Below are 24,933 nucleotides of genomic sequence, written 5' to 3' on the forward strand. Positions count from 1 at the left end.
GAAGGTTGCCATAAAATCTGTTATGCTATAAATGTATGAAACTTTATACTTAATTAATGGAGGGATTTTTTTATGACTTACACTTTACCAGATTTACCTTATGCTTATGACGCATTAGAACCTTATATTGATGTAGAAACAATGCATCTACACCACGACAAACACCATAACACGTATGTGACAAACTTAAATGCAGCAATCGACAAACATCCTGAACTTGGCACTAAATCAATTGAAGAGTTGATCGCTGACATGGATAGTATTCCTGAAGATATTCGTACAGCGGTACGTAATAATGGCGGCGGACATGCCAACCATGCCTTCTTCTGGGAAATCATGGCACCTAATGCAGGTGGCGCACCAACAGGTGATATCAAAGAGGCAATTGATTCAACATTTGGTAGTTTCGATAAATTAAAAGAAGAATTTAAAGTAGCTGCAACTGGTCGTTTTGGTTCAGGTTGGGCATGGTTAGTTTTAAATAACGGCAAACTAGAAATTACTTCAACACCTAATCAAGATTCTCCTTTGATGGATGGTAAAACACCTGTTTTAGGACTAGATGTGTGGGAACATGCTTACTATCTAAATTACAAAAATGTACGTCCAGATTATATTGACGCATTTTGGAATCTTGTAAACTGGGATGAAGTCAACAAACGTTTTGCAGCGGCTAAATAACCAGAAAAAAAGAATATTTTTATAAACTTTTTGAGGAAAACAGTAAAATACACTGTTTTCCTCTTTTTGTTTATGGCATACTAATAGTTAAGGATAGAAAATCTGTAAAGGCAGAGAATAAAGGAGTTTTGTCATGGATATAACTATGCAGAAGGTTCATGGATCTGAAAATGATTTCTTTTTGATAGATGAAACAAAGTTGGAACGACCATTAACCGATAAGGAAATCAATGATTTACGCATTTTTTTGTGTGACAGAGATACGGGACTTTTGGGTGGAGCAGATGGTCTATTACTGGTACAAAAAGTCGTTAAAGGAGAGTCACTAGCGAAGATGCGTGTGATCAATAGTGATGGCAGTGAAGCGAGTATGTGTGGTAATGGATTACGTACGGTTGCTAGGTATTTAGCTGAAAAATACAACAAAGAATCCTTTACTGTAGAAACAATGTTTGCAGATCTCAAGGTACGTAAAGCACCTAAACTAGCAGAAAAAGTAGTAACCTATCAAGTTGAGATTTCACCTGTCCGTTTTGAAGCGGCAGCACTCCCAATGAACACTAAAAAAAATACGATCATGAATGAAGTGATTCCAGAATTATCAAGTGAATTAAAATTTTCAGCTGTAGCAGTTCCTAATCCTCATCTGATTGCATTTGTAGATCATAAAACACTGATGAGCAGAGAGTTTGAGCGAATTGCAACATATGTAAATGGAGATAATCCTCTATTTCCTGATGGGGTCAATGTAAGTTTTGTAGAAATACTAGGTGAAAATCAAATTTTTGTTCGAACGTTTGAACGTGGAGTTGGTTTTACTAATGCTTGTGGAACTGCAATGTGTGCGAGTAGCTTGATGTATGTATTGTTGTACAATGGTGAATTTAACGAAACGATTACTGTCAAAAATACTGGCGGTATGGTAAAAACCGTGGTGCATGAAGAGGATTCAGACGGTTATTGGATGGAATTGATAGGAAATGCGACGGTAACACATTTGATAGCTGGTACTTTAGCAGAAGTTACCCAAGGGCAATTTGGACAGTTAAGTATTATAGAAACGATTGAGCAAACAGACTATATAGCATTTTTAGAATCTATCAAAAGAAATAATTAGCAGACGTACAAGGTTGGTATGTCTAAATGGCAATAATAAAAGGTTGGTTATGAAAAGAAAGGTATCTTTAAAAGGAGTGTAATAGTGGTAAAAAGTGGTTGGGTTGGTAAAATTATTTACATAATTGTTATCCTAAGTTCAATTAGCATCTGTTTAATAGGGATAAGGTCAAAGGCAAATCAAGAACAACAAAGAAAAGTTGAGTATGCAAAATCAACGATAAAAAGCGAAGCTGTAAAAATCAAACGCTTGAACAAACAAATCCGTCAATTGTATCAAAATGATCAAGAAGAATTTTTAGTAGAACCAATAGAAAAAGCAAAAATAAAGGATATAGAAAGAGATATCATTATATTAAAAACCGAAGCAGTAGATTTTGGACTGAAAAGCAAAGATTTCTTAACAGACAACTCGGAAGTATGGCAAGGCAAAAAAGAACTATTGCTTAAAATAGAAGAGGTCAAAAACAAAAGCGGCATTCAAAAAAGAGTAAGTGACTTACTTGTTCAAGCTCCGACTGACTGGACAACAGAAAATCTAGATGTTGTTATAAAAGAAAATACAACTGCAGAGGATATTATAAAGATACGCAATGATGTTTCCAAAATGAAAAATCAATGGAGCGAGGCAATCACTAGTGTATTAGATCAAATGGACGTTCAAGTTAAACAATACAATGAGATAAAACAATCCATCGCTGAAATGAATCGTGATGGAGTCCTGACGAGTGAAGCAAATATGGAAAACTTTATTTTTATTTTCAATCAGCTATCTGAGATTAAAAATGAAACATTGAAAAAAGAATTATCAGATCAATTGGATGTCATTGATAAGTTGCTAGAAAAGCAAGCAATCGATGGTTCAGCAACTGAACAAGATGAAGTTCAACAAAATGAATAATGACCTGTCTATCAATTATTTCAATAATTCTTGAAATAATTGATAGTGTATTCTTTGCAAATAACCTTGTACTTGATTCAACTAGAATTTATAATTATTTGTATGTAGTTAATTGGAGGAAGAAATGGAAGAGACGATCAGTTTACAAGAATTAATTGGAGTATTGAAGAAACGTGTTGGTTTAATTATTGTCAGTATGTTTTTGGGATTAGGTGTTGCTGGAATGTTAACCTATTTTGTGATTACGCCTAAATACAGTTCTCAAGCTCAATTAATTGTTCGATTACCGCAAAATGAAACAACGAATGTTAATGATATCAATGGAAATCTACAAATGATCAACACCTATAAAGACTTGATCAAAAGCGATACTGTGATGACTGAAGTACAACAAAGAATGAAAACAGAGCATGAAAATGATTTATCAGTTGAAGCGCTGGGAGAAAGTATTTCCGTAAATCAGTCACAAAACTCACAAATGTTTTCTATTGTTTCTAAAGTAACAGATCCAATTGTGGCACAAAATATTGCCAATCAAACAGCTTTAGTTTTTCAAGAGCAAGCTAAAGATATGTTGAATGTGGATAAAATCACGATTATATCGGCAGCAACAGCTAATGTGAACCCAGTGTCCCCAAATAATAAGCTAAACTTGATTATTGGGTTGGCTTTAGGAGTTATGTTTGGAGTAGCTGTAGCCTTTATTTTAGAACTATTTGACAAAACGATTAAGGATGACAGTTTCGTGGAAGATGAACTTGGATTTACGATATTGGGAGTTGTTCCTAATATGACAGCGAAAGAATTAAACGCAAAAGTTGTCCGCACACCTTCAGAATCATTTTCTAACGATTCAAGATATCCAAACAGAGATGTTCCTAGATCTGCACCAAAAGAAAACAGTAAACCAGATAACTCTACACCCCCAGCACGTAGAAGTCGTCCACGAGTTTAAAGGAGTATAGAATGACAAATAAAGTAAGGCCTCAAAAAAAGCAGAAAACTAAAGCAGTAAGCTTAATTACATTAGCGGATAAGTCTTCACCAATTTCTGAACAATATAGAACGATTCGAACAAATATCCAATATGCTATGGTAGATAGAGATCTAAAAACATTAGTAATCACATCTTCAGGACCAAGCGAAGGAAAGTCTACGACTTCAGCCAATCTGGCTATTGTATTTGCTAATTCGGGTAAACGTGTGCTGTTAGTAGACGCAGATATGCGTAAACCAACAGTAGCCAAAACATTTTCTTTGGATAATATCCGTGGATTAAGTACTTTATTAGGGAGCCGTGAAACATTACTGCATCAAGTGGTACAAGCTTCAGGTGTTGATAATTTGTTCTTAATGACAAGTGGACCTAAGCCGCCAAATCCTTCCGAGTTGTTGGACTCTAGACGAATGAAAGAATTGATGATGGAATTAAAACAACAGTATGATTTGGTAATCTTTGATATGCCACCAGTCGTAGCGGTAACAGATGCACAAATCGTATCATCAAAATCAGACGGAACGATTTTAGTCGTCCGGGAAAATGTCTCAAAAAGAGATTCTTTATTGAAAGCTAAAAGTTTATTAGAACTAGTAGATGCGAATATTTTAGGTGTCGTATACAATGGCTCTAAAAATGTAGCAGATCAAGGCTATTACTACGGTTCATAATAATCGCAGGAAAGGAAAAAGCCAATGATTGATTTACATTGCCATATATTACCAGGAATTGATGATGGTGCACAAACAATCGACGATTCGCTTGATATGGCTAGGATGGCCGTAAAACAGGGAATTACTCATATTCTTTGTACACCTCATCATAATAATGGCAGATATGATAATCCTGCTGGTCAGGTAATTACTCATGTCGCAGAGTTACAGAAAGAATTAGATTTTCGAAGTATCCCGCTTACCTTATTTGAAGGACAAGAAGTGCGAATCAGCGGAGATTTAACAGAGCAAATCCAGACAGGAAATATTTTATTTGCAGATCTTGATAATCGCTATATTTTGATTGAACTTCCTAGCAATGACATTCCTGCATATACAGAGCATTTATTTTTTGAGTTGCTAAAAGCTGGTCACATACCTGTAATCGTTCATCCAGAAAGAAATAGCAAGTTTATTCAAGAACCCAACAAACTATTGCCATTTTTAGAGATGGGTGTGTTGACTCAATTGACGGCGCCAAGTTATGTCGGTGTTTTCGGCAAACAAATTGAGCGAACTGCGAAACTGATGGTTGCACATAATATGGTCTACATGATGGCTTCAGATGCGCATAATATTAGCAAGCGCGGTTTTTTTATGAAAAAAGCATATGATGCTATTGCAAAAGATATGGGCGATAAATATGTCGAGGCAATGCAGCGAATGGCTAGAGATATTTTAAATGGGGATGATGTCCAAAAGCCTATTTTTAGAGAAATCAAAAAGAAAAAATTCGGCTTATTTTAAAGGGAGAAGCTGTTTTTTTAGGAATAGTAGCTACATAATAATCGTCAAAGAAAACATAGAATTAAATACATTGTTGGTATAGGTTTTTATGCTAAAGGAGTGGTTAAATTTGGAGGGAAAGTTTGTAGATGTTGGCAGAAGTATGCACAAAAAAATTGAATTTTCTGAACAACGATCTTTATCTTTTAGACTGACTAAAAGAATGATAGATATATTTGGTAGTTTACTTGGTTTGATTTTGTTAAGTCCGGTGTTTTTAATTGTTGCTATTTTAATACGAAAAGAGGATCCAAATGGCCCAGTTATCTTTTCACAAAAAAGAGTGGGAAAACAAGGCCGTTTATTTACCATGTACAAATTCCGCTCTATGTGTACAGATGCTGAGGAGCAGTTCCATGACTTGATTGAATTAAATGAGATCGAAGGTGCTATGTTCAAGATAAAAGATGATCCTAGAGTGACAAAAATCGGGAAAAAAATTCGGAAGACAAGTATCGATGAATTGCCTCAACTTTTGAACGTATTAAAAGGAGAGATGTCATTAGTAGGTCCGCGTCCGCCGTTACAAAGAGAAGTCGTTGAATATAGTCAAAATGATTTGCAGCGATTAGGTGTTAAGCCTGGTTGCACAGGTTTGTGGCAGATCAGTGGCAGAAATAGTATCGGATTTAAGGAGATGGTAGAACTTGATTTACGTTATATAAATAATCAATCACTCATGAATGATTTTAAGATATTATTGAAAACTGTTACGGTGGTATTATGTTTGAATAACTCAAATGGACATTAAAAAATAGAATAAAAGGAGTAACTAGTTGGGGAAAATAAAAGTTATAATTGCGACGCATAAAAAGTGTCAAATGCCAGAAGATAATTTATATCTACCTTTGCAAGTTGGAAAATATGGTAAGGATTATTTGGGGTATCAAACGGATGATACTGGAGAGAATATTTCAAACAAAAATAATCTATACTGTGAACTGACTGCTTTATACTGGGCATGGAAAAACCTAGATTCCGACTATATTGGATTGGTACACTACCGAAGATATTTTACAAAGAATAGATATACTTGGTTTTTTAAAGATAAATATAAACAAGTTGTTTCAGAAGCAGACATATCAAAGTATTTATCATTAAATGAAATCATTGTTCCAAGCAAAAGAAACTATTATATAGAAACAATTTATACTCATTATTCTCACACTCATTATTCTGAGCACTTGGATAAAAGTCTAGAAATCATTAAGAAAAAATATCCTGAGTATGAAGACTCATTTGTAGCAGTAATGGAGTCAAGAAGTGCTTATATGTTTAATATGTTTATTATGAATAAGGAATATATGGATGCATACTGTAACTGGTTATTTGATATTTTGTTTGAATTAGAAGAAGTTATAGATAGTAGTGGATACTCTGATTTTCAAAAGAGATACTTAGGAAGAGTAAGTGAAATACTATTCAATGTATGGTTGAAACAAAATTCTGCCAAATTGAAGGAGTTTCCATATACATACATGGGTAAGGTAAATTTTAAAAAAAAGGTTTTTTCTTTTTTAAAAGCAAAGTTTTTTGGAAAAAAATTTGAATCCAGTTTTTAAGAAATGAAGAGTGCTAGTGGGGAGCAGTGGGTAGAATGAATAGAATAAAAAAGTTGCTTCTTTCTTATCCTAAAAAAAGTAGTACACAAATTATTAATAAAATAAAAAATTATGACATAATATCCTTTGACATTTTTGATACTCTGATTAAACGCGATGTGTATGTTCCAGCAGATGTATTTGATTTAGTTGAACGATATTTTAATAGAACTAAAGAGAAACGTCATAAGATTTATAACTATAAAAAGACTAGATTAGAAGCTGAAAGGATCGCTAGGGAAAAAACTCAGTATGAAGAGATTTTATATGATGATATTTTTTTTGAAATAAAAGATTTTGATCCTGAAATACTAGCTGAGCTAAAAACAATTGAAATTGAGATCGAGAAAAGAATCTGCGTGGCTTCAACGACAATCAAAGAAGTTTATGATTGGTGTTTACTGAATCATAAAAAAGTTTATATCGTGTCGGATATGTATCTTCCTAAAGTAGTAGTAGAAGAGATTCTGTTAAAGAATGGATTTACTAATTATGAAAAACTACTGATATCTTCTGAAAAAAGAGCTACTAAGAAAAACGGTACCTTATACGACTATTTATTGAAGTCAGAAAATGGTCGTTCGAATAAGATAATACATTTGGGAGACTCTATCCAAGCTGATTTAGTTGGTTCTAGAAAGAAAAAAATTGATTCATATTATATTTCTAGGTATGGATTTAATGATAAAAGAAGAGAGCAAATACCGCAAACATTAGAGTATCGTTGTTTAACGGCATTTATTGAAAATAGGATTAATAGCAAAGATATCAGTGAATACAGTAAATTTGGTTTCTCTTGTCTTGGGCCAGTTTTATTAGGCTTTACTGAGTGGTTACAGAAATCTTTAGAGAACAAAGCATATGATAGAATTCTATTTTTCTCAAGAGATGGTTATATAATGCAAAAGGCTTTTTCACTATTGTATCCAAAATATAGAACGGAATATATTTATGTTTCTAGAAAAAGTTTAAGACCTGTGGTTGTTTATGAAATGTTTGATACTGCTGAAAGTTTCTGCTTTAATGCAGGATTAGGAGTTTCCTTTACACTTAGAGAGGTTATAAACTTATTTGATAACTATTTGGATATTGCCGTTTTTTATGATTTTTTTGAAGCACAAGGTTATAAATTAGATGAGATACTATTGAAAAAAGATTTTTTAAATAAAGAAAACTATGCTACTTTTTTTTATTTGCTGAAAGAAAAAGTTTTCCTTGCTAATAAAGCTAAAAAAGAACTGGTAACAGCTTACTTAAAATCATTTGATTTTTCTGGCAATATAGCAATTATTGATATTGGCTGGAGAGCCAATATGCAGTCTTATTTTGAACAGGCATTAGCAGTTAGTAAAATTGATGCTAACGTTGAGGGCTATTTTATTGGATTGAATTCTGAAGCTAAAAAAGTGATTGAACAAAATAATCTTAAGAGTAAGGGCTATTTATTTAATTATGATGAGCAAGATAGTATTAGATCCTTTATGGGACTTTTTGAGACTTGTTTTTTAGCACCTATGGGTTCAACCAAAGAGTACCAATGGGAGGAAAATCAACCATTACCTAAATTTGAAAAATATGAATACTCAGGAGAAGTAGAAGAAGGAATAGTCAATGAAATTCAGACAAGCTCTTTGAAATTTGTATCAGAATATAATAAGTCTATTTTGTCTGATCTTTTATCCTATGAGAAGGATGATTTGTTTTTCAATATGAAGGAATTTGGACAGAATCCAACGATGAAAAATATAAAGTATTTTGGGAAAATAAGATATCATGATACACAATTGTATGATCTGGCGAATCCTAAAAGTGTATTCTATTATCTGATAAACCCTAAAAAATTTATAAAAGATTTTTCAGATTCTAGATGGAAAACTGGATTTTTAAAAAAGCTAATTAAACTAAAGTTATCTTATGGAAAAATCTATTCAAAACTGTTAAAGAGATAAAATAGATCGCGTTACTAAGAATGAAAGGAATTTGAATCAAATGAAGATAACTTCAGTAGTGGTTACGTATAATCGTAAGGAATTATTATACAAATCCTTAAAAAGTATATTGAATCAGGAATTAGAAGTGAACAGAATCATCGTTGTTAATAACTGTTCAACAGATGGTACTTCGGAAATGTTAGAAGATAAATTTGGTCAATGTTCAAAAATTAAAGTTGTAAACTTAACAGAAAATATTGGTGGTGCAGGAGGATTTAAAAAAGGCATAGAATCAGCTATGTTGGATGATAGTGAATGGATAAGTATTTCAGATGATGATGCTATTTTATCCAAACATTTTTTCAAGAAAATCAAAGAATATGGCGATTGCAATCCTAATGTAAAATGTTTTTCTGGTAGTGTTTATGAGAATGGTAAAATCAATACAGCTCACAGAGGAAGACTGATTTCAGATAAAGTATCTCTATTTGATGATGTGTCTGAAGAGGAATACAATAAGAATTTTGAACTAGATATTGTTTCATTTGTAGGTTTACTTGTCAATAAAGAAGTTATAAAACAAATAGGACTTCCAAGACAAGATTATTTTATTTGGTATGATGATGTAGAGTACTCCATGAAAATTAGAGAAAAGTTTAACATCATTAATGTTTCGGAGGCAACTATCTATCATGAAGTAGGAAAAGAATTGATCAGATATTCTGGTAGAGATAGAAAAATCGTATGGAAAGATTATTACGGTTATCGAAACAGATGGAGTATGATGCAGACTTATAGCAAAGACAAAGCCGTTGCCCATAGAAGAATAAAGTTTGAATATTATAAGGCCTTGATTGGTTCTTTGCTTAAAAAAAGAGGAGACCGAGGGAAAATAGCCTCAATGAGATTGGTTTATGATGCTTATAAAGCATTTAATCACGGTGTCATGGGAGTAAACGTTAAGTATCTTCCATAAGTTATACAGTAAAAAGGAGGGGAAAGTAATAAGTAAGATATTTTCTAAGTGTATTGACTATGCATTGGTAATTTTAATTATTATATACTCTTCAAGCGTCTATATACAGCCGAGAAAGAGTGCATTAATTAATTATTTGTTTATATCCGTAATAGTGTGTTTAGTCGCAATTGCAATTAAAAATTTAGGCTCATTTAAAACAGATAAGCGTTTGTCAATGAGAACCATAGTAACAGTTATGATGATTAGTGCTTACTCTCTTCTTTATCTGATTATTGGGAATGTAGGCAATGTAGGTAACTATTTATTGAATTACAGTATTTTATTGCCTATATTAATTGTCTATTTTGTCTCGTTTAAAGATCCATCAGTATGTAAAGTTTTTATTCGAAAATATTCTAATATAATGTTGATGATTGCCTGTATCTCTTTGTTTTTCTATTTTTTTGGGAGTATTTTAAATGTTATTCAAAATAATAGCTTTAGATTTCTTGATTGGGGAACGGCAAGATATGTAAAGTCATACTATAATATTTATTTTGAAACACAGCCTATTTTATTCAATGGAGAACTATTTCTTAGAAACTCGGCAATTTTCGCTGAAGCACCAATGTATGCTCTACAATTAGTAGTAGCGCTAACTGCTAAACTTTATTTATACAACAAACCGCAAATTTTATCTGTTGTTATATTAAGTTTGGCAATGCTGACAACTTTTTCAACAATTGGTATTGTATTAGCTATAGTGTTAGTCGTTTCATATATTTTTATACAGTATTTTTCTAAAGGAATAAGGTCATATGGATACATGTTATTGTTATTATTATTTCTTTTTTTAGCAATATTATCTGCGGCTGTTATATATATTGTTTTTGTCCAAAAGTCTTTATATGGAGGTCATTCAGTTTCAGTTAGACAGAATGACTATATTGTTGGGCTGCAAGCATGGAAAAGCAAGCCAATATTAGGGCACGGTTATTTGGATAGGAGTATTTTTGACCAGTTACTTGGAACTAACAAAAATGGCTTTTTATCTAATTCTATAATGCAATTGCTCAGCCAAGGTGGCTTGTATTTAACAATGATGTATTTGATTCCTCTTGTTGGTAGCATTATATATTCTAAAAAAGTAAAAAGTATATCAGTCTTGGTTTTTGCACTAGTATTGTTCATACTTTACGCAACGCTTCTCTTTCCATACACTTATTTTATTATACTCTTTTTAAGTTTCGGGTATACTTTAATGATTTTTGGGAGTGAAAATAAAAAAATAGGAGAAGTACATGAGTAAGTCAGTTAGTTTCATTTTACCTATTTATAATACAGAGGAATCTATTCTAATAGAAGGATTAGAAAAATTACATAATTTAGTTGAAGAGAGTTGTGAGTTTTTATTAATTGATGATGGCTCGGACGGATATATTAAAGAAATTTGCAACAATTATGTAAAAAAGGATGATCGGTTTATCTATTTTTTTCAAGAGAATAAAGGGGTTTCAGTTGCAAGAAATGTCGGTATGGAAAAAGCGCAAAAAGAATGGTTATTCTTTTTAGATCCTGATGATTATATCGATTTTTTCAATCTAGATTATCTATCAAATATAGATGGAAATGTGGATTTGTTGTTGCTGGGGTACAGTACAGTAAAGCAAAATAAAAGAATAAATACGTATGAAATAGACTCATTAATTGAATCTAACGAACAATCATCTCTAAAGATGATCTATTCAATTTTGAAATGGGACTATAATGAAAATTCAGGATATTATTTAGGAACGCCTTGGGCAAAAATGTTTAGAAGAAAATTCCTAACTGAGAATGGTCTTTTTTATCGAGAGGGAATTATAAAAAGGCAAGATGCGTTATTTATGATAAACGTTTTTCGAAAAGAACCTGTTTTTAAAACTGTTGAGAAAAGTATATATAATTATAGGTTAGATCATGTCAATTCAGTCAACAATAAATATAATCCTGAAATTGCAGGAACCTATTTGAAGTTAGTAGAGGAGTTATCTCAGAACAATCATTTTAGTAATAACGAGTACTCAAATTATTTGGCTTATTATGCTGCTAGCTTGATTATTGACCTCTTTGAGAAGGATTATTTGAATAAAAACAACAATAGCAGCATCAAAATAAAAAAGGAAAAATTTCATTTTTTTATAGAGGATAAAGTAATTAAGGAAGTTTTATTAGATTTGCGATTAAATGACTCGCGGACTTTTTTTAGGAAAATTAAGTTTTGGGGAATCAAAAGGAAAAAGTTTTATTTACTTTATGTTTTGTCAAAACTAAGTTTGCTAAAAAACATTATTTAATAGTTATAAGAAATCATGTTTAGGTTTTTGATTTTTCAGAGAATGAACGGCTACTAAAAAGATTAGGATAATGAATTGAGGAGAGAATAATGACAAGGTATGTGGTAATAACTGGAGGAGATTTATATAATAAAGGAGCACAAGCTATGACTTTTTCTGTAGTCAATGAAATTGCTCGAAAATACCCAGATAAAAAAGTAGTACTTTTTTCCAGTGGGGATTACAAGAGATCTAAAGCTGAAAAGCGAAATTATAACTTTGAAATTTGTGATAGTTCTTTAAAAAATCTGCTCTATTTGACTGGAAACATATTTAAATCAGTATCTTTGTTAAAAAGGATAAACAAGGTTGATATACAACGGTTGAAAGAAATATTGGAAAATACTGATCTGATCATTGATGTCAGTGGTTACGCATTATCATCAGTTTGGAAGCAAAGTATTCAAGTAACCTATTTGTTGAGAATCAATTTGGGAAGAAAATATAATATACCTGTGCATGTATATCCTCAATCTTTTGGACCTTTTAATTATAAATTTCCCAATCATTTCATGATGAGATCGTTTATAAAAAAAGTGATGAGTCATCCAGAAATTATCTATGCTAGAGAACATGAAGGGCTAGGAATGTTAAAAGAGTTTGGGTTAGATAATGTTCAATTGTGTGAGGATATGGTGTTATTTGGTAAAAGCTTAGAACTTAAAAATATCTATAAAAATATTCCAGATTTGAAGACAGAAAAGATAAAAGACAATAGTGTTGCAATCCTACCAAACAAAAAGAATTTTGAACACGGGAATCAAGAAAATGTTACTAAAACGTATGAAGCAATGATTACAGAATTACTAAAAATGGGTAAACATGTATATTTAATTAGTCATTCCATAGAAGATTTAAGTATCTGTAAAAAATTAAAAGATTGTTTTCCAAAAGAAGAAAGACTGAACTTGTTGAAAGAAGAGTATAGTTGCATCGAGTATGAGAAGTTAGTGGTTCAATTTGATTACTTGATTGCTTCTCGCTACCATTCAATTGTTCATGCATACAAACATGGGATTCCTTGTATTGCAGTGGGCTGGGCAACAAAATATTATGAATTATTAACGAACTTTAAACAAGAAAAATATCTATTTGATGTAAGAGATGATATAGATGTAGAAAAGCTGAATAACACTTTGTATTTTATCAATCAAAACTATGATGAAGAATCAAAAGTAATTGAGAATATGATAACTGAGAAGCAAAAAGCCAATAGTCTTGCGTTATTTGAGTAGTTGACAGTGAAGGAGGCACATAGTGGTAAGCAGAGAAAAGAAATTATTGAGAAACACATTAATATTAAGCATAGGTACATTTCTTCCCAAATTAGCTGCTATAGTGACTTTGCCGCTTTATACAGGGTATCTAACGAAGAAAGAGTATGGGACCTTTGATTTATTAAGTATTTTAATTGCATTATTTATCCCTATCGTGACGTTACAGATAAAACAAGCGGCCTTTCGGTTTATGATTGACTTTCGTGAGAAGGAAAAGGATTTAAGGCAAATAATTACCACAGCTTGTCTGTTTATAGTATTATCAACCACTATTTCACTTGGGATAGTTTCACTTTTTTTAGGGGACATGACGGTTGATGAAAAATTATTAGTATGTGTGTATTTAGGTTTGGGGACTTTTCTTGATTTAGCAATGCAAGTATCTAGAGGTTTTGGTGATACTAAAAGTTATTCATTCAGTGCGGTATTAAATTCTGCTATCAATGTTATAACAGTCGTTATAATGTTGTTTTTTCTTAAGCTAGGTTTAATAGGACTAATGCTATCGCTGAATTTGGCACAGTTAATTGCATTAATCTATTTAATAAAAAAAATACGTCTATTTCATTGGTTAGAAGTAAAAAGTTTTAATTTCAAGCTTTTAAGGAAAATGCTGAAATATTCAATTCCAATAGTTCCTAGCTCGATTTCACTATGGGTTGTAGGTTTGTCAGACAGACTGATTATTACTGCCGCTCTTGGTATAGAATTTAATGCTATCTATGCTGTTGCTAATAAAATCCCTAACCTACTGGGACAATTCTATGATGTTTTTAATCTATCTTGGCAAGAGAATGCTTCTGAAGTTGTAGCAGACTCAGATGTGAGTAGCTACTATAGCTCGATTTTTAACAGATTAACATCAGTTTTGGTAGGAATGACTACTTTATTGATTAGTATAACACCATTTTTATTCAAACTCTTAATAAAAGGATCGTATGCAGAAGCGTATGCTCAACTTCCAATATTGTATATAGCAGTATTATTGTCTTGTATTACTTCTTATTATGGTGGAATATATGTAGCTTTAAAAGAAACTAAACATATCGCGATCTCTTCAATAATTGGCGGGGCGGTTAATATTGTCTTAGTGCTGTTAGCTATCAAATATCTAGGATTATATGCAGCTTCTTTTTCAAGAATTATCAGCTATTTAGTGATGGCTTTATATAGAGGAAGAGATTTGACACGATGGGTTAAAATAAAGTATAGATGGAGAAAAATATTTTGGAGTATGTTAGCCGTAATCATCATGTGCGGTCTATGTTATTATAATTCTTTAATTGGTAATTTAATTAATTTAGCGATAGGTATAGTGGTTGCTTTGGTGTTAAATTATGATGTAGTTGTTGGAGTATATGGAAATATGATGAAAAGAAAATAGGAGAATCAAAAATGAAAAGTACCTTAAAAAAAGTGTTACCAAATAGCCTGATAAATGGTTATAAAAAATATGCGATTCGTAAAGAGCTTAAAGATTTTAAAAAAAGAGATATGAATAGATTTTGGGAATCAGCTTCTTTAACTGAAAAAGCTGATAGTTATGATCAAATTGCTTCAAGAATTATTTATAGTGTTCATGCTATAGAAAAGGGAATGACGCACTCTGGTGATGAGCTGAGGTTAGGCTTTGGAAAAACTGTTTTTCAAAATTTGTATAATGATATGAAATTGTATAAGGAAAAAAAGTATGATGAAAATGATTATGTCTATCAAATGGCTGTTTCGGCAATTTTAGAGTATAGGAAATTTCATGAGGCATATAATTATGATATCCATGAAAGGATCAGTTGTTTTTCCGAATTAATTCCAGTTGATTTTATAAATGAAATTTCTTCTGTTAGCTCGGGTGTACTGGAAATATCAATTGAAGATAAAGCTCTAAACAGAAGTAAAGATTTTAAGCAATTAAGTGAAGAAAGACATAGTGTGAGAACTTATTCAGATGAAACTGTGGATATAAAGTTAGTATATGAAGCAATCGAATTGTCAATGAAAACCCCTTCTGTTTGTAATAGACAAGGATGGAAAGTATACATAATTACAAATAATAAAACAATAAAAGAATTATTAACATTACAAGGAGGATTAAATGGCTATCCAATTCCTCCCGTTTTAGTTCTGGTCACTGGTAATAACCAAGTATATCTTAGAAGTCCAGAACGAAATCAAAGTTATGTAGACGGTGGAATGTTCTCGATGTCTTTATTGTATTCTTTAGAGTATGTTGGATTAGCAGCATGCGCATTGAGCACAAATCAAACGATTGATAGAGAAGATGGTATTAGAAGACTAGCAAATATTAAAGAGACGGAAGATTTGATTATGTTCATCTCAATTGGAAATTTTGCTGAATCTAATGTAGTGCCTAAATCTACAAGAAAAGATGCACAGAAAATTATAAATGTGCTAAGTTAATTTTTGAGAATAAAAAATAGTAATTGGGATAAGGAGACATTTGATGGGAAATTATGATTATTTGGTTGTTGGAGCGGGATTATTTGGAGCGGTATTTGCACATGAATCAGCAAAACTTGGTAAAAGAGTAAAAATTGTTGAGAAAAGAAATCATATTGCAGGGAATATTTTTACGGAGAAGATCAATGAAATCAATGTTCACAAATATGGGGCACATATTTTTCATACAAGTAACAAAGAGGTCTGGGATTATGTGAATCAATTTGCAGAGTTTAACGGATACATCAACTCACCGATTGCTAATTTCAAAAATGAAATATACAATTTACCATTCAATATGAATACATTCAACAAATTATGGGGAGTGGTAACACCTGAGGAAGCAAAAATAGTTATTGAAAATCAAAAAGCTATATTAGAAGGAAAAAAGCCTGAAAATTTAGAAGAGCAGGCTATCTCTTTGGTTGGAACTGATATTTATAAAAAACTAATAAAAGAGTACACAGAAAAACAGTGGGGGAGATCCTGCACTGAACTGCCTGCATTCATTATTAAAAGGTTACCAGTTAGGTTTACTTATGATAATAACTATTTTAATGATACATACCAAGGGATTCCAATTGGTGGATATACGCAGATTGTTGAAAAAATGCTTGATCACCCTAATATAGAAGTTGAGCTGAATACTGATTATTTTGAAAATAAAGAAAAATTTGAGAAGGAAGCTCATAAAATAGTCTACACAGGTATGATCGATCAATACTTTGATTATCAATTCGGAGAACTGGAATATCGATCCTTAAAATTTGAGACAGAAGAATTAGATATTGATAATTATCAAGGGAACGCCGTAGTTAATTATACTAGTAAAGAAGTACCTTATACGAGAATAATAGAACATAAACACTTTGAATTTGGCAAGCAGTCAAAAACAGTTATTACAAAAGAATATTCAAAAGAATGGGAAAAAGGTGATGAGCCCTATTATCCAGTAAATGATGCAAAAAATACAGAAAGATTTAAGCGTTATTTGAAACTTTCAAAAGAGCAGAATAAAGTTATTTTTGGTGGAAGATTAGGTATGTATAGATACTATGATATGCATATGGTTATTAATGAAGCTTTGATAGCGGTAAAAAAAGAATTTGGGAACAACAGGTAGATTTATAAACTAAGATGTCTAAAAAAGGAGTGTGTGTATGAAATTATCGATTATCGGTTTAGGGTATGTTGGCCTGGCAAATGCACTACTATTATCTCAAAAGGAAGAAGTCATCGCATATGATATTATAGATGAAAAAATTGATATGCTGAATAATAAATGCTCTCCTCTAGAAGATCCTGAAATCAATGAATTTTTAGAACGTTCAGATTTGAATTTAACATTCACAAAAAAATTTGAAACCGCAGTTCAATTTGGAGAATACCTGATCATTGCAACACCCACAGATTATGATGAAAAGAAAAACTATTTTAACACTGCTACAGTTGAGTCTGTGATAGAAAGAGTCTTGAAAATAAAACCAGATACGTGTTTTATCATTAAATCTACAGTACCTGTGGGTTATACAGATTCTCTAAAGAAGAAATACAATACAGAAAATATTATATTTTCACCTGAGTTTCTTCGCGAAGGAAAAGCCCTCTACGATAATTTATATCCTTCTAGAATCATTGTTGGCGAATGCTCTGAACGTGCTAAGAATATTGCAAACATGTTCTTAGAAAATACTGCTGAAAAAAACAGTGAAATTCTTTTAACAAATTCTGCAGAAGCTGAAGCAATCAAATTGTTTTCTAATACGTATTTAGCTTTGAGGGTCGCTTATTTTAATGAGCTTGATACTTATGCTGAAGTGCGTGGCTTAGATGCTAAACAAATCATTGAAGGTGTGGGGCTAGATCCAAGAATTGGCACGCACTATAATAATCCTTCTTTTGGTTATGGAGGTTATTGTTTGCCTAAGGATACGAAGCAATTACGAGCAAATTATGATCAAGTGCCAAATAATATTATTAGTGCAATCGTGGAAGCAAATACGACTAGAAAAGATTTTATAGCTGAACAAATTTTAGCGAAAAAGCCTAAAGTTGTAGGGATCTTTAGATTAACAATGAAAGCAAACTCAGATAATTTCAGATATTCTTCGATTCAGGGAATAATGAAACGATTGAAAGCCAAAGGGGTAGAAGTAGTCGTATTCGAACCAACTTTAGAAGAGGATACTTTCTTTAATTCTAAAGTTATTAGAGATCTTAAAGAATTTAAAAAAATTTCAGATATTATTGTCTCAAATCGGTTTGAAGATGAGCTCAGTGACTGTGAAGAGAAAGTCTACACTCGGGATTTATTCAGAAGAGATTAGTAATTAACTATCTTTACTGAGCATTATTTTACAAATACATTAAGATATCATGCCAATTCCCCAAAAAAGTTGCGGCGTGGTTCAAATTGTGAGAAAATAGATTTCATGAATTATTCTTGCAAAAATGAGGAAGTGTCTTATGAACCTATGGAAAAAAGTAATATTAACTGCTTTAGGATTAGTTCTTGTTTCAGTTGCAGGCTTCTGTGCATACGGGATTAAAATGTATTCTGATGCAACTGGTACAGTAAAAGGTGTATATGAGTCAATTGATCGTACGTCTAAAAGAAGAGAGACAGCGGTAAATATTGATGCTCAAGAACCTTTTTCAGTTTTACTGATGGGAATTGATACTGGCGATTTAGGACGAACAGAACAAGGTCGCTCTGATACGACAATGGTAGTTACTATTAATCCTAAAGAAAAAAAATCTACAATGATCAGTTTGGATCGGGATATTTTAACTGATATCGTTGGATACGGCACAGAAGATAAGTTAAATCACGCCTATGCGTTTGGTGGTGCAAAGATGGCGATTGATACAGTTGAAAACTTATTAGATATTCCAATCGACAACTATGTATCGATCAACATGAAAGGTATGAAAGATTTAATTGATGCTGTTGGTGGTATTGAAGTTGATAATCCATTTGAATTTACATTAGATGGTATTACAGTTCCAAAAGGTCATATCAAGCTTGATAGTGAGACTGGTTTAGCCTATGCTCGGATGCGTGAAGAAGATCCGGAAGGGGATATTGGACGTCAACGTCGCCAAAGAGAAGTTGTTGAAAAAATCGTGAATAAAGTCATCAGTTTAGATGGCGTTGCCAAATATAGAAAGATTTTAGATGCTGTAAAAGATAATGTAAAAACGGATTTGACTTGGGATAATATGGTAGATATTCAGAAGAAGTATATGCCTGCATTCAAAGATATCGACTCTTTACAGTTAGAAGGTGAGGGTCAAGAAATTGGCGGTATTTATTACCAAATTTTAGATCCGACTAAATTATATGATGTGCAAACAAACTTGCGGGCTCAGTTAGGTTTACCTGAAAATAAAGAGATGCAAGCAAAAGATAATAGCAACTATAGTAATTATATTAGTGGTAATGAGACTGGCTCGTATGAATATGGCGGCACTGGAGTGTCAGATACTACGAATAGCTATGGTTACGCTCAGGATGCAGCAAATGCTGATCCAAATTCATATACGGATCAAAATGCCGCGAATGAGGTATATTCCGGCGGATATTAATTAGGAAACTTCTATTCTTGAAAAGGAATAGAAGTTTTTTTTATTTTCTAATCATTTTAGACTAGAAATCTTTTTTATAGGGTGTTATAATTGGACTATACCAAATATGGACATAAGGGAGCAATTTTTAATGGAAATTATCAAAGTAGCGAACGCTGAAGAAGGCGGAAAAAAAGCATTTGAATTGATCAAAGAAGGCATGAACAACGGCGCTAAAGTTTTAGGTCTTGCTACAGGAAGCACACCGGAAACATTATATAAAGAAATGACAGCAAGTGATTTAGATTTTACAGATATGACTTCTGTTAACTTGGATGAATATGTTGGGTTGGGTGGAGATGACGATCAAAGTTACCGTTATTTCATGAACGACCAATTATTCAACAAAAAACCATTCAAGAACACATACGTACCAAATGGTAAGGCAGAGGATTTATCAGCTGAATGCAAGCATTATGAAGGCATTATCGATAGCAATCCAATTGATATTCAAATTCTAGGAATTGGTCAAAATGGCCATATCGGTTTTAACGAACCAGGAACGCCTCTAGATAGTTTAACTCATGTAGTTGAATTAACAGAATCTACAATCAATGCAAACAAACGTAATTTTGAAAAAGTAGAAGATGTTCCAACAAGAGCTGTTTCTATGGGAATCGGTTCAATCATGAAAGGCAAGAAAATGATTTTAATGGCATATGGCGAAGCTAAGGCGGACGCTATCAAAGGAATGATCGATGGGCCTGTTTCTGTTGATTTGCCAGCAAGTGCTTTACAAAATCACTCTGACGTAGTGGTTATCATTGATGAAGCTGCCGGAAGTAAATTATAAAAATAAGACTCTGTGATCGAAGTATTTAACTTGGGTCACAGTTTTTTTGGATGAGCATCATGCCCAGCATTATAATTAGTGCTATAATGAAATGGAAGAGTGGTAGGAGGAATAAGTATGATGGATATAGATTTAACAGTTCCTGAAATTATTATTCGGCTATGCTTAGCGATGCTGATTGGTGGAGTGATCGGCTTTGAACGGCAATATAAAAATCGACCAGCTGGTATGCGAACGCATATTTTAGTTTGTATGGGTGCTACGATCATCGCATTGATTCAAGTTGAAATTGCTGCAAGCGCCTTACAAGATGCAATCAATCATCCAGAACTGACTGGAGTGATTCGTTCGGATCAAGCTCGCTTGATTGCTCAAGTAGTGAGCGGAATCGGCTTTTTAGGTGCAGGAACGATCATTGTAACAAAACAGTCTGTCACAGGACTAACAACAGCTGCTTCGCTATGGGCGGTGGCTGGTTTAGGAATTGCGATCGGAATGGGGTACTATGCGATTGCGATTACCAGTTCTATAGGTGTTTTTACTGCTCTGACCTTAGTGAGAAAAGTAATCCATGTACCAACAACAAAAAAATTAGAAATCCGTTATATACACAAACAGGAAACCAAAGAATTTATCAATCAATATTTTGAAGAACATAAAATAGAAATCGAAGATGTAAACTTTAATGTAGTTTTAGTTGAAGACACACAAATCTATACAAACATTTATACCATTGATTTACCAAAAGGTATGACCTACGCTGAAGTTATAGAAGATCTGTCGATTTATAAAAATATAACCAAACTACGATTAGTCAGTATTTAAACTAATCCTATAGCATAAGAAAAAATAAGGCAATCCTGAAAAGTGGAATTTTTCAGAGTGCCTTATTTTTATTACAGATAAAAAACAATGAACCAACTTAACGTGACCGTTAAACAACCACTAAAAAAGTTGACCCAATCATTTGTTAACCATGAAATACCGCTGATTCGTTGTGTTTGATTTAGGTGATGTTGTCTTTTTTCAGTTACTTGCCCACAGACGGGACAGGAGTACTTCACTTGAAGTGTTGCTCCTAATAAACTATCTATAAAAGCATTAGCAACACCACAAATAAGTGGTACGAGAAGTAACATAGATACTGAAAGGTTAGAAGTGTGATATAACTCATAAAGCAGCCAAAAGCTCACTGAAATTAGCAGACTACCAAAAAACGAGGCGATGCTCCCAAGTACAGAGACGCCACCAGAAATTCCTTGTTCGATTGATTTAAATGAAATGATTGATCGAGGGGCCTTTCTACTTAACGTTCCAATCTCGGAACCCCAAGTATCTGCAGTTGCTCCTGCGATTGCACTAACATAACCAATTAAGAATAATTGATTTTTGGTGTAGTAGAAAATAATCAAAGAAGTAATTGCTGGAAGGCTGTTAGCAAGTACTTGCCAAGCATCTCGGGTGTGTCCTTTTTCGGTAATTGTGTCAATGTTATTTACTTTCAGCATCTTTTTTGCAAAATGGATACAGCCTGAACTGGTAAAAAATAAAATAAGCAAGGCCCAAGTTAACCATGGTCCAAAGCCACACACGATTATAGCGATAAAAAGTACAGCAAAAGCACCAGACTTTGTGAGTAAGTTAGTAATGTAGGAGAATGTACCAATAAGACTTCCTGTGATAAAGCCTAGAAATAATTTATAAAGGAAAATAGTCATGAGACACCTCTTTAAACAATTGATTTATATTAACAGAATAAGTATATCATGGAATGATTATAAAATTCGGAGGAGAAATTTCAATTATCCAAATACAGAATACTCTTTTTATACTGAAAAATAATGGTAGAATGAATGTATCATGAATTGGAGGTTTTATATGGGTTCTTTATTTAAACAATCAAAATTGTTATTTTGGACAGTAGAAATTGTACTGACGATTATTGGCGTCTTCTTTTTGCTAAAAATGCCGAATATCTTTAGTCCTATATTAGGGATGGTATCTGCAGTTTTTATGCCCTTGCTGATTGCAGGATTTTTATACTATATGTTTGATCCAATCGTCGTTTTTTTAGAAAAACGGGGGCTACCTAGGATTGCTGGGTTTCTACTTTCGTTTACATTTTTAATTGTATTGATTACACTTGTCATCATGAATGTTGTTCCTCAATTGGTGAATCAGTCCTTAGAGCTAAGTCAGTCACTTCCTAGTTATGCAGAAGAGATGAACCAGTGGTTGAATGATTTAGGGAATTTAGAAGGAGTAAAAAGTTTTAATATTCAGGAACAATTAGATAAGGCAAACATTACGATCAGTAATATTTTGAATTTTGCGATTATTGGAGTGACGAGTAGTTTGTCTAAAATCGTTGGTGTCTTGCTGAAGTTTTTCATTTTACTTTTTACAGTACCTTTCATTTTGTTTTTTATGTTTAAAGATGGTCATAAATTTTTAGATGCAATGTCGCATTTCTTTCCTAAAAGTATTCGAAATGAATTAAGACAAACGGTCAAAGAGATGAATCAAACGTTGTCAGCCTATATCAGCAGTACAGTGTTAGATGCTTTGATTATTGGTATACTAAGTTTTATAGCGATGACAATTTTTAAACAACCTTATAGTTTACTATTGGCTGTATTTTGTGGTTTGACGAATATTATTCCTTATGTGGGCCCTTTTATTGGCGCAGTTCCAGCGATTTTAGTTGGTCTATTTATTTCTCCTTGGCAGGCATTGTATATGGCATTGTCTATTTTAGTGATTCAACAATTAGATGGGAATTTAATCAAGCCTTTATTAATGGGAAAATCATTGAATATTCATCCATTGACGATCATATTGGTATTAATTGCATCTGGAAGCGTTGGGGGCATTATTGGCATGTTGATTTGTATTCCTGTTTATGCAGTGATCAAGACGTTAGTTATTAATATCAGTAAGATTTATAGTCTTAGAAAAGAAGGTAAGAAGCAGGCCTTAGAGGAACAAATTGGGACTGATATATAATGCGTTGCGTGATACCTCAGCTTTTTGAAAGCTGAATAAACGTTTTTGCTCCATCCTCTTCTTTTAGCCGTAATGATTATGGATTTGTAATGATTTCGTAATATAAACTGATGTCATAATATATGCATTTGATCTGAATCAGCTTATATAAATAGATATTAAGAAAGTTTTAAGAGTACTTATTCTTTTGAAAATCACTTGTCTAATGTTACTGTTGTGTTACGATGTTGTTACGGAGTGGTTTTGGAAAAGAACAGGAGGATTAAGATGAAAAAAATTGTTATGTGTTTAATATTAATAGGGGGGCTATTTCCGATAGGCGTATTGGCGGAAGAAAATACGTCAGCTTCATCGACTGAATCAGAAACACCAGTATCGACTGTGGAAAGTACTATTCCATCGGCTATAGATGAAACGAATCTAACGACTGGAACAGCAACTTCAGAAGACGTAACTGAGTCTTCTGCATCTAAAACAGAATTAAATGTAATCAAAACATCATTATTTCTATTTCAAGGAGAAAAACTGACCGCTGAAATGTTGCAAGCGAATATGCATGAAGGGCATGCTCCTTATGATAACGTTAAACTTTTAGAAGAAGCTTCAACTGAAAAAACTGGAACTAATTATGTAAAAGCCAGTTACACAGCACATGGACCTGGTGGAAGTTCTGATAATACTGCAATTTTTGAATACCAAGTGATTGCACGTAAATCAGCAGAGGAAGAAGTGATCAGTACGAATGTTACTGTTATGATAGACGGGAAACTGACCGCTGATATGTTACAAAAAGATGCAAAAGAAAATAACAAACCCTATGCAAATTTTAAGTTATTGGAAGTACCTGTAACGGATAAGTTAGGTCCTCAGATAGTTAGAGCAAGCTTTACGGTCAATGACGAAAATGGAAGCAAAGAGGCTACCGGTTTATTCAAATATTTGGTTATTCACGAACAAAGTATGAATGAAGAAGACCTTATGTCTACATCCATTTTATTATACCAAGGAGATACTTTGAGCACGGATATGCTAGAAGAGAATGCTCACTTTCATCATGCATCATATGATAATTTTAAGTTTTTAGGAACACCGACTGATAGATTAGGAATCAACTATGTAAAAGCAAGTTTCACAAATAATACACCTGAAGGAAAGATTCCTGTCACTAAAGTATTCAGATATACAGTGATCGAAAATTCAGCAGCATACGATATTCAATTTGATTCATTTGACGAAAGTACGAATACTATAAGAGGAAGAGTACTTTCAAAAAATGGAGAACCAGCACCAAACGTATCGATTTTTGGAGATGGTAATAGAGTTGCAGCAACACTAGATTTTAAGGCAGATTTGTCAGATATAAAACAAATGAGACCTTATACAACAAAACAAACTATTACGGATAGAGCGGGCTATTTTACTCTAGAAGCAGGTAAAAATGCTTACTTCATGGCTCTAGATGAGGAGTTAGGAACGTATTCAGCTGTGACTACGATAACGGATAATAAATTTGGAACACAAACACCTGAATCAAAAGAAAAACCTGAAGGAAAAACTGCTGATAAAGCAAGTACTTCTAAAAAATCAGCTTTTCCTAATACTGGGGAGAAAAATCGATTTTTCCTAAGTGTTATCGGCTTATTTATTTTAGTTATTGGTGTTGTGACGATATATAGCAGAAAAAGAAATAGTAAATAAAGATAAAAAAGTCCCA

Annotated in this window: 23 protein-coding genes; 22 read left to right on the forward strand and 1 reads right to left on the reverse strand. The window is 32.8% G+C overall.

Translation table 11 applies throughout. The annotated features are described in order from the left end of the window. The first annotated feature begins 72 nt into the window (after nucleotides 1–72). The 20 genes from AC4BB7_RS03950 to AC4BB7_RS04045 all read left to right on the forward strand — a co-directional run bounded on the left by AC4BB7_RS03950 (nucleotide 73) and on the right by AC4BB7_RS04045 (nucleotide 21,038). Nucleotides 73–681 (forward strand): superoxide dismutase, encoded by a 609-nt coding sequence (locus AC4BB7_RS03950; RefSeq protein WP_086315650.1) that lies wholly within the window; start codon nucleotides 73–75, stop codon nucleotides 679–681. 133 nt (nucleotides 682–814) lie between these two features. Then, a complete protein-coding gene (gene dapF, locus AC4BB7_RS03955; RefSeq protein ID WP_490484495.1) occupies nucleotides 815–1,798 on the forward strand; it encodes a diaminopimelate epimerase in 984 nt (327 codons plus the stop codon). Nucleotides 1,799–1,882: 84 nt separating this feature from the next. Continuing rightward, nucleotides 1,883–2,698 (forward strand): hypothetical protein, encoded by an 816-nt coding sequence (locus tag AC4BB7_RS03960; protein WP_490484496.1) that lies wholly within the window; start codon nucleotides 1,883–1,885, stop codon nucleotides 2,696–2,698. Nucleotides 2,699–2,822: 124 nt separating this feature from the next. Next, nucleotides 2,823–3,653: a YveK family protein gene (locus tag AC4BB7_RS03965; protein WP_490484497.1), complete on the forward strand. Its 831-nt coding sequence runs from the start codon at nucleotides 2,823–2,825 to the stop codon at nucleotides 3,651–3,653. An 11-nt stretch (nucleotides 3,654–3,664) separates the two neighbouring features. Continuing rightward, nucleotides 3,665–4,366, forward strand: a complete 702-nt coding sequence (locus AC4BB7_RS03970) for a CpsD/CapB family tyrosine-protein kinase (protein WP_086315654.1) — start codon at nucleotides 3,665–3,667, stop codon at nucleotides 4,364–4,366. Between the two features lie 24 nt (nucleotides 4,367–4,390). After that, nucleotides 4,391–5,155 carry a tyrosine-protein phosphatase gene (locus AC4BB7_RS03975; protein WP_490484498.1) on the forward strand — a complete coding sequence of 255 codons (765 nt, stop codon included), beginning with the start codon at nucleotides 4,391–4,393 and terminating at the stop codon, nucleotides 5,153–5,155. Nucleotides 5,156–5,297: 142 nt separating this feature from the next. Continuing rightward, on the forward strand, nucleotides 5,298–5,945 hold the full coding sequence (locus AC4BB7_RS03980; protein WP_490485116.1) for a sugar transferase: 648 nt from the start codon (nucleotides 5,298–5,300) through the stop codon (nucleotides 5,943–5,945). A gap of 25 nt (nucleotides 5,946–5,970) precedes the next feature. Further along, nucleotides 5,971–6,756 carry a DUF4422 domain-containing protein gene (locus tag AC4BB7_RS03985; RefSeq protein ID WP_490484499.1) on the forward strand — a complete coding sequence of 262 codons (786 nt, stop codon included), beginning with the start codon at nucleotides 5,971–5,973 and terminating at the stop codon, nucleotides 6,754–6,756. A gap of 35 nt (nucleotides 6,757–6,791) precedes the next feature. Beyond that, the gene (locus tag AC4BB7_RS03990; protein WP_490484500.1) at nucleotides 6,792–8,744 is read left to right on the forward strand and encodes a hypothetical protein; all 1,953 of its coding nucleotides are present in this window, start codon (nucleotides 6,792–6,794) and stop codon (nucleotides 8,742–8,744) included. A 40-nt stretch (nucleotides 8,745–8,784) separates the two neighbouring features. Beyond that, complete coding sequence (locus AC4BB7_RS03995) at nucleotides 8,785–9,702, forward strand: glycosyltransferase (protein ID WP_490484501.1); 918 nt, start codon at nucleotides 8,785–8,787, stop codon at nucleotides 9,700–9,702. A gap of 217 nt (nucleotides 9,703–9,919) precedes the next feature. Further along, entirely contained in the window at nucleotides 9,920–10,993 is a 1,074-nt protein-coding gene (locus tag AC4BB7_RS04000) for an O-antigen ligase family protein (RefSeq protein ID WP_490484502.1), read from the forward strand. Next, entirely contained in the window at nucleotides 10,986–12,020 is a 1,035-nt protein-coding gene (locus AC4BB7_RS04005) for a glycosyltransferase family 2 protein (RefSeq protein ID WP_490484503.1), read from the forward strand. Before AC4BB7_RS04000 ends, AC4BB7_RS04005 begins: the two co-directional genes overlap by 8 nt. 89 nt (nucleotides 12,021–12,109) lie before the next feature. Then, a complete protein-coding gene (locus AC4BB7_RS04010; protein WP_490484504.1) occupies nucleotides 12,110–13,294 on the forward strand; it encodes a polysaccharide pyruvyl transferase family protein in 1,185 nt (394 codons plus the stop codon). Between the two features lie 22 nt (nucleotides 13,295–13,316). After that, nucleotides 13,317–14,720, forward strand: coding sequence for a lipopolysaccharide biosynthesis protein (locus AC4BB7_RS04015; protein ID WP_490484505.1), 1,404 nt, complete (start codon nucleotides 13,317–13,319; stop codon nucleotides 14,718–14,720). Between the two features lie 11 nt (nucleotides 14,721–14,731). After that, nucleotides 14,732–15,754 carry a nitroreductase family protein gene (locus tag AC4BB7_RS04020; protein WP_490484506.1) on the forward strand — a complete coding sequence of 341 codons (1,023 nt, stop codon included), beginning with the start codon at nucleotides 14,732–14,734 and terminating at the stop codon, nucleotides 15,752–15,754. A gap of 43 nt (nucleotides 15,755–15,797) precedes the next feature. Continuing rightward, a complete protein-coding gene (gene glf / locus AC4BB7_RS04025; protein ID WP_490484507.1) occupies nucleotides 15,798–16,916 on the forward strand; it encodes a UDP-galactopyranose mutase in 1,119 nt (372 codons plus the stop codon). Nucleotides 16,917–16,953: 37 nt separating this feature from the next. Then, nucleotides 16,954–18,120 (forward strand): nucleotide sugar dehydrogenase, encoded by a 1,167-nt coding sequence (locus AC4BB7_RS04030; protein ID WP_490484508.1) that lies wholly within the window; start codon nucleotides 16,954–16,956, stop codon nucleotides 18,118–18,120. 139 nt (nucleotides 18,121–18,259) lie between these two features. After that, the gene (locus AC4BB7_RS04035; protein ID WP_490484509.1) at nucleotides 18,260–19,381 is read left to right on the forward strand and encodes an LCP family glycopolymer transferase; all 1,122 of its coding nucleotides are present in this window, start codon (nucleotides 18,260–18,262) and stop codon (nucleotides 19,379–19,381) included. A 130-nt stretch (nucleotides 19,382–19,511) separates the two neighbouring features. Further along, nucleotides 19,512–20,213, forward strand: a complete 702-nt coding sequence (gene nagB, locus AC4BB7_RS04040) for a glucosamine-6-phosphate deaminase (protein ID WP_490484510.1) — start codon at nucleotides 19,512–19,514, stop codon at nucleotides 20,211–20,213. 117 nt (nucleotides 20,214–20,330) lie between these two features. Further along, a complete protein-coding gene (locus tag AC4BB7_RS04045) occupies nucleotides 20,331–21,038 on the forward strand; it encodes an MgtC/SapB family protein (protein ID WP_490484511.1) in 708 nt (235 codons plus the stop codon). 71 nt (nucleotides 21,039–21,109) lie between these two features. On the opposite strand, the gene AC4BB7_RS04050 is transcribed toward AC4BB7_RS04045, so the two are convergent. Beyond that, entirely contained in the window at nucleotides 21,110–21,931 is an 822-nt protein-coding gene (locus tag AC4BB7_RS04050) for a DUF92 domain-containing protein (RefSeq protein ID WP_490484512.1), read from the reverse strand. A 160-nt stretch (nucleotides 21,932–22,091) separates the two neighbouring features. On the opposite strand from AC4BB7_RS04050, the gene AC4BB7_RS04055 reads away from it, so the two are divergent. Further along, nucleotides 22,092–23,219: an AI-2E family transporter gene (locus AC4BB7_RS04055; RefSeq protein ID WP_490484513.1), complete on the forward strand. Its 1,128-nt coding sequence runs from the start codon at nucleotides 22,092–22,094 to the stop codon at nucleotides 23,217–23,219. 267 nt (nucleotides 23,220–23,486) lie between these two features. Beyond that, nucleotides 23,487–24,917, forward strand: a complete 1,431-nt coding sequence (locus tag AC4BB7_RS04060; protein ID WP_490484514.1) for an LPXTG cell wall anchor domain-containing protein — start codon at nucleotides 23,487–23,489, stop codon at nucleotides 24,915–24,917. Nucleotides 24,918–24,933 lie beyond the last annotated feature (16 nt).

It is taken from the genome of Enterococcus sp. AAFC-DPL-5182, assembly GCF_058216605.1.

What these genes read in the sequence shown, in the direction of transcription:
- AC4BB7_RS04060 (WP_490484514.1), top strand. Translation starts at nt 23,487, where the DNA reads ATGAAAAAAATTGTTATGTGTTTAATATTAATAGGGGGGCTATTTCCG.
- AC4BB7_RS03975 (WP_490484498.1), top strand. Translation starts at nt 4,391, where the DNA reads ATGATTGATTTACATTGCCATATATTACCAGGAATTGATGATGGTGCA.
- AC4BB7_RS04005 (WP_490484503.1), top strand. Translation starts at nt 10,986, where the DNA reads ATGAGTAAGTCAGTTAGTTTCATTTTACCTATTTATAATACAGAGGAA.
- nagB (WP_490484510.1), top strand. Translation starts at nt 19,512, where the DNA reads ATGGAAATTATCAAAGTAGCGAACGCTGAAGAAGGCGGAAAAAAAGCA.
- AC4BB7_RS03980 (WP_490485116.1), top strand. Translation starts at nt 5,298, where the DNA reads ATGCACAAAAAAATTGAATTTTCTGAACAACGATCTTTATCTTTTAGA.
- AC4BB7_RS03965 (WP_490484497.1), top strand. Translation starts at nt 2,823, where the DNA reads ATGGAAGAGACGATCAGTTTACAAGAATTAATTGGAGTATTGAAGAAA.
- AC4BB7_RS04010 (WP_490484504.1), top strand. Translation starts at nt 12,110, where the DNA reads ATGACAAGGTATGTGGTAATAACTGGAGGAGATTTATATAATAAAGGA.
- AC4BB7_RS04020 (WP_490484506.1), top strand. Translation starts at nt 14,732, where the DNA reads ATGAAAAGTACCTTAAAAAAAGTGTTACCAAATAGCCTGATAAATGGT.
- AC4BB7_RS04045 (WP_490484511.1), top strand. Translation starts at nt 20,331, where the DNA reads ATGATGGATATAGATTTAACAGTTCCTGAAATTATTATTCGGCTATGC.
- glf (WP_490484507.1), top strand. Translation starts at nt 15,798, where the DNA reads ATGGGAAATTATGATTATTTGGTTGTTGGAGCGGGATTATTTGGAGCG.
- AC4BB7_RS03970 (WP_086315654.1), top strand. Translation starts at nt 3,665, where the DNA reads ATGACAAATAAAGTAAGGCCTCAAAAAAAGCAGAAAACTAAAGCAGTA.
- AC4BB7_RS03990 (WP_490484500.1), top strand. Translation starts at nt 6,792, where the DNA reads ATGAATAGAATAAAAAAGTTGCTTCTTTCTTATCCTAAAAAAAGTAGT.
- AC4BB7_RS03995 (WP_490484501.1), top strand. Translation starts at nt 8,785, where the DNA reads ATGAAGATAACTTCAGTAGTGGTTACGTATAATCGTAAGGAATTATTA.
- AC4BB7_RS04000 (WP_490484502.1), top strand. Translation starts at nt 9,920, where the DNA reads ATGAGAACCATAGTAACAGTTATGATGATTAGTGCTTACTCTCTTCTT.
- AC4BB7_RS04055 (WP_490484513.1), top strand. Translation starts at nt 22,092, where the DNA reads ATGGGTTCTTTATTTAAACAATCAAAATTGTTATTTTGGACAGTAGAA.
- dapF (WP_490484495.1), top strand. Translation starts at nt 815, where the DNA reads ATGGATATAACTATGCAGAAGGTTCATGGATCTGAAAATGATTTCTTT.
- AC4BB7_RS04050 (WP_490484512.1), bottom strand. Translation starts at nt 21,931, where the DNA reads ATGACTATTTTCCTTTATAAATTATTTCTAGGCTTTATCACAGGAAGT.
- AC4BB7_RS03950 (WP_086315650.1), top strand. Translation starts at nt 73, where the DNA reads ATGACTTACACTTTACCAGATTTACCTTATGCTTATGACGCATTAGAA.
- AC4BB7_RS04035 (WP_490484509.1), top strand. Translation starts at nt 18,260, where the DNA reads ATGAACCTATGGAAAAAAGTAATATTAACTGCTTTAGGATTAGTTCTT.
- AC4BB7_RS04030 (WP_490484508.1), top strand. Translation starts at nt 16,954, where the DNA reads ATGAAATTATCGATTATCGGTTTAGGGTATGTTGGCCTGGCAAATGCA.